Source organism: Microbacterium sp. Bi128, assembly GCF_918698205.1.
Genome location: NZ_CAKKMM010000294.1, coordinates 1 through 5,093 on the forward strand (window position 1 = coordinate 1; position 5,093 = coordinate 5,093).

Here is a 5,093-nt window from a genome sequence, read left to right on the forward strand (position 1 = left end):
GCCCCAAAGCGCGGGATGCGCCCCAAACCCCGGCGCTCGCCGCGCCCCGTCGCTGTCCACAGGCCACCGGGGGCCGTGCGCGCCATTGGTTAGCCTGGGTCGACGACCGACGGCGAGGGGGCGCGATGACGGGAGTCGATGATCCGCGAGGTTTCACCCGACGAAGAGTGTGGCCGCCGTCGCGCGAGGCGCTGATCGACAGCACGCGGTGTCCGTCGTGCTTCACCGAGATCGCGGCATCCACGTGTGCCTCGTGCGGGCTCGACCTCAGCGACCAGCGCGCGTACCGCGTTCTCGATCTGTCGCAGCGCGTCGCCCGGCTGCTCGGCGACCGCGACGAGGTGCTCGCGCAGATGCACGCCGACGCGGATCGCGCGTTCGCTGCCGCGGCGAAAACGGCGGCCGCGGCGGCTGCGGCCGAACGAGCTGCGGCCGAACGAGCTGCGGCCGAGCAAGCTGCGGCGACGCGACCCGCGGCGGCTGCGGCCGAACGAGCTGCGGCCGAGCAAGCTGCGGCGACGCGACCCGCGGCGGTTGCACTGCCCTCCCCGACGCCGGTCCACGCGCCGCCGGTCGATGCGATGCCGGCGCAGGTCCACGCGCCGGTCGATGCGATGCCAGAGCCTCCGCGCGACGTCGATCCGCCGACGCACCCGCCTGCTCCGACTCCGGCCGCGCCCGCGGGTGCGCCGAAGAAGCTGCCGACCGGACCGACCGCGCCGCGCCGCTCGGGCGTGCAGGTGTTCCTGCTGTCGATCGGTGTCGTGCTGCTCGCCGTCGCGGCGGCGTTCTTCCTGACGGTGGCGTGGGTCAGCGGCGGTCTGGTGCTGCGCTCGATCATTGTCGCTCTCGCCACAGTGGGTGTCATCGTGACGGCCTCGGTGCTCCGGCGTCGGCGTTTGACCGCCACGGCCGAGGGCATCGCGCTGTTGGGCATCGCCCTGGTCGCTCTCGACGTGTGGGCGGTGCGGGCGAACGACGTCGCCGGGGCCGCGGGCACCGACGCGCTCCTCTACTGGGGAAGCGCCGCCCTGGCCGCCGGCGTCGGGTTCGCGGCGTGGGCGCGGGTGTCCCGCCTTCGGGTGCCGCTGACGACCGGGGTGGTCGCGCTGGCGGGTGGTCCGGCGCTGATCGCGGCGGGCGCTGTCGGCGGCGATCCGTTGCGCGCCTGGTACGCCGCGGGACTCACGCTGCTCCTCGTGACACTCGCCGCACCGCTGGCTCCCCGCCTCTCGCGCGGTGAGCATGGGAGCCTCGTGCTCGAGGTCGCGGTGCTCCGCGGGGTGGCAGCGCTCGGTGCGGTCGTGGGGCTCTCGGCACTGCTGGGACTCGAAACCGGTGCCACTTGGGCCCCCGTCGTGGCGGCACTTTCGCTCGCCGCCGTGATCGCGGCGCACGCGATCATCGCGACGCGCCGGGGCGAGCAGCTCATCGCGTCCGTCGCCGCGCCGGCCGCCGTCCTCGTTTTCGGCGCCGGCGCCACGATGACCGTGGTGCGGGTCGCCGATCCCACCTTCACCGCTACGGCTCCACTGCTCGTGGCCACCGTGCTCTTCCTCGCGCTCGAGCGGGCCGCGACTCGCGCGGGAGGGGCGACCGCTGGCGTCGCCCTGCGCGTGGCGTCTCTCACCGCCGCTGCGGGTGGCGCGATCGCGGCGCTCATCCCGTTCGCGCTCGTGGTGGCCGCGGTGGCCGGACCCCTCCGAGGCCTCGGTCGCGGTTTCGGTCGTTCGGCCTTCGCGGTCGACGTGCCGGATGCCGAGAGCACGGCGTCGGCGCTCACCCTCATCGCCGTCGTGGCTCTGGTGGCCGTCGCCTGGCGCCTCGGCGGACTGTGGGCCGCGCGGAATCCCGTGATCGTGTGGTCGACGGCGGTCCTGGCACTGCTCGTGGGTCCGCAACTGCGCGTGATCGGCCTCGTCGTGCTCTGGTACCTGGCGATCGCCATCGCGGCGGTGTTGCTCCTTCGCGCCCGTCGCGGACGGCCCGAGGTATGGGTCTCCGTCGGTATTAGCGCGCTACTCGCCGGCTGGATTCTGTCGTTCTCGGCGCCGCTGACGTGGGCGATCGCGACGGTGACGGTTGCCGGGGTGCTGTGGGTGGTGGCATCCCTTCATCGCCTGGTGAGGGTCGTCGCGATCGTCGCGCTGGTGGTCTTCGTATCGGGCAGCGCGTTCCTCGTGCCGGTGGTGATCGGGATCGCGTTCGGTGTCTTCGTGCTCGTGCCGGGGCCGCTCGTTGTCGCTGCCGGGGTGGCCTCTCTGTGCCTGGTGGCGGCCACGATTCCGTTCCGCTCTCTCGACATCGCCAACGGGATGCCGCGGCCCTGACCGGGTTGATTCTGACGGTGGGGTGGGGGCTGCCGGAGATTCTGCTCGGCGCGGTGACGCCCGCGGGAACCGCCTGGTTGGTGGGCGTCGGCGTCGCCGCGACCGCCGCTTCGGTCGTTGCGATGTTCAGTGCCGCGCTCGCGGGCGGGCGCGTGGCGCGGCCGGCCGCCGCCGTGCTGATGCCCCTCATCGCAGCGGCGACCGTTCTGGTCGCGACGCGGTGGGGCGATGTGTCCGACCTCGGTGGGAGCGTGCTGCTCGCCGGAGTGGCCCTTGTCGCCGCTGCCCTCTCGCTCTGGAGGTTGCGCGCGCAGACCGTGACCCGTGCGCTGTTCGACGGAGGGACCGCGGTCGTCGCCGTGCTGGCCGTCACCGTCTTCGCTCCCACCGTCGGTGCGGCGATGCCGTGGCTGATCGTCGCCGCCGCGGTGCTGCTCTGCGCGGTGGATGCCGGCGGCCTCTTCGTCTCGCAGGGCCAAAGGCGCCATCTCGTGTGGCTGGCGCTCGCGGCCGCGGTCGTGGCGCTGTGGCTCGGGCTGGACGACGCCGGTGTCGCGACTGTCGAGGCGTTCACCCTGCCGGTCGCGGCCGCGTTGCTCGCGATGGCGGCCGCGGAGGAACGCGCGCGCCGTCGGGTTTCGGGGCGCAGTGTATCCGTGCCGGCCCTCATCTCCTTCACGGGCACGCTCGTGGCACTGCTCCCCACGGCCTTGGCGGGAGCCGACGACACCGCCCGCTTCGCGTCGGTCGGCGTCGCGTCGATTGTTCTGCTCGTCGCCGGCTCGTGGGTGCGGCCTGCGCGGACGCCCGACGTTCTCCCGGTCGTGGTCGCCACCGCCGGCGGAGTCGGCGTGCTCACCGCGCTGCTGGTCCGGCTCGCACGGATCATCGAGGTCGGGCAGTCCGGCGGGGCGTTGACCGATCTCGCCGTGCTGGTCGTGTCGGCGGGGATCGCGCTGGCGGCCGGCGGCATCGCCCGTCGCCCGGTGGCCTGGTCCGACACCGCGGCGCACGCGGCGGCTGTCGTCGCGGTCGTGACGTTCGTCGCGGGCGAGGCGGTGGTGATCGCGGCCGATGGTGGCCCGGTGTGGCGTGCGGTCGTGGCGATCCTCGTGCTGGGAGCCTTCGGTGCCCTGGTCGCGTGGCGCCAGTTCAGCGGCGATGTCGTCGCCGAAACGGCCGTCGGCGGTGCCGCGGTACTCGGGCTGATCGGTGTGGCGATCGGCATCCGTCCCGTCGAGTGGATGTCTCTCGCGGTTGCGGCCGCGGTGCTGGCTCTGGCCGCGGCGTGGCGGACTCGGATGCCGATCGCACCCGTTCTGGTCGGCGTCGGTGCGGCCGTCGCGCTGGTGCCCTCGGCGATGCTGGTGACCGACGCTCCGACGCGCGCCGGCGTCGTGATGGCGGTGGCCGCACTGGCGATGATCGTCGTCCTGTGGACGCGCTCGTCACCATTCGTCCTGCCCGTCGTGGGCGTCGCCTCGCTCGCCGTGCTCATCGCGGGCGGGATCCGGATCACCGTCGACCTGCATCGCCCCGTCTTCGACGTGTGGCTTCTCGCCGTCACCGTGCCGTTCGCGATCGCGGCCGTCCTCTCGGCTCGGCGTTCGCCGCACAACGGAGGGTGGATGCCACCCGCCGCCGCCGTCGTGACCCTCGCGGTGGTGTCGATCGGGACCGCCGTGCGTCTGCCGGTGACCGGCGGTGAGACTCTTCGCGCCGCGGCGACGATCGTCATGGTGCTCGCCATCGGCGTGCTGTGGCGGTGGGCGGGCGCGACGACCGTGGTGTGGTCGAGCGTCGGCGGGGCAGCACTCGTCGGGGTATCCGCGCTACTGCTTGGCGGGGTGGAGCCGGTGGAGGTGGCGACCGTGCCGCTGGGCGCCGCGCTGGTGGCGCACGGCGTCCGGGCGCTCCGCCGTCACGCTGACCTCGGGAGCTGGCCGGCGCTCGGTATCGGTCTCGGGCTGCTGCTCGTGCCGTCGCTCATGTTCGACTTCGTGGCCGACAACGTCCTGTGGCGGATCATCGCGCTCGGCGTCGTCGCGTTGGGAGTGTTGCTGGCCGGGGTGTGGTTCCGTCTGCAGGCCCCGGTGCTGATCGGCGGGGTCGTGCTGATCGTGCACGCGGTGGCTCAGCTGTGGCCGTGGATCGCGGCGCTGTACGAGAGCGTGTCGGGGCTGTGGTGGCTGTGGCTCGGGATCGCGGGCGTGCTGCTCATCGTCGTCGCGGCGACCTACGAGCGGCGCATCCGTGAGGTCAAGGCCGTCGCCCTGGCCATTCGCGGACTGAGGTGAGACGGCACCCGGCGCGGCGTGCGGACGGTCAGCCCTCGTAGCTCATGGGCATGTCGATGACCTCGAAGATCGCGGGCGCGTACCAGCGTTCGCGTCCGCCCCTGCCGTGTGTTCCCAGGGAGCGGAGCCAGCCACGCTTCTCGGCGTTCTTGATGAGCAGGCGGGTTCCTTGGTTGGTCATCTCCAACTCGTCTTCGACGGACTTGACCGTCACGAACGGGTTTCGAACGATGATGTCCACGAGCCTTGGGAGGTTCGATCGCTCTTTGATCGCCTCGGAGTGGTAGAGCTCGCGAATGGAGATCAGGCGACGAGAGCGATCGACGGCGTCGTCGGCTTGTGCGCGAACGGCTTCGAGGAAGAAGGTGAGCCACCCCTCGATGTCAGCCTTTTCGCGCACGGCCTGGAGTCGCTCGTAGTACTCCTCTCGGTGGGTTTCGAAGTAGTTCGAGAGGTAGAGCAGCGG

3 protein-coding genes are annotated in these 5,093 nt (G+C 72.4%); 2 read left to right on the forward strand and 1 reads right to left on the reverse strand.

Going from position 1 to position 5,093, the window contains the following annotated elements:
- Nucleotides 1-125: 125 nt before the first annotated feature.
- Both LQV45_RS17390 and LQV45_RS17395 read left to right on the forward strand, forming a co-directional pair.
- Nucleotides 126-2,330, forward strand: a complete 2,205-nt coding sequence (locus tag LQV45_RS17390) for a hypothetical protein (RefSeq protein ID WP_230008101.1) — start codon at nt 126-128, stop codon at nt 2,328-2,330.
- Nucleotides 2,331-2,335: 5 nt separating this feature from the next.
- Nucleotides 2,336-4,627 (forward strand): SCO7613 C-terminal domain-containing membrane protein, encoded by a 2,292-nt coding sequence (locus LQV45_RS17395; protein WP_230008102.1) that lies wholly within the window; start codon nt 2,336-2,338, stop codon nt 4,625-4,627.
- A 28-nt stretch (nt 4,628-4,655) separates the two neighbouring features.
- Here LQV45_RS17395 and LQV45_RS17400 read toward each other — a convergent pair.
- Nucleotides 4,656-5,093, reverse strand: a 438-nt coding sequence (locus tag LQV45_RS17400) for a Fic family protein (protein WP_230008103.1), incomplete at its 5' end; no start/stop codon positions are given.

Coding starts and splice junctions, on each gene's coding strand:
- LQV45_RS17390 (WP_230008101.1), top strand. CDS start 126: ATGACGGGAGTCGATGATCCGCGAGGTTTCACCCGACGAAGAGTGTGG.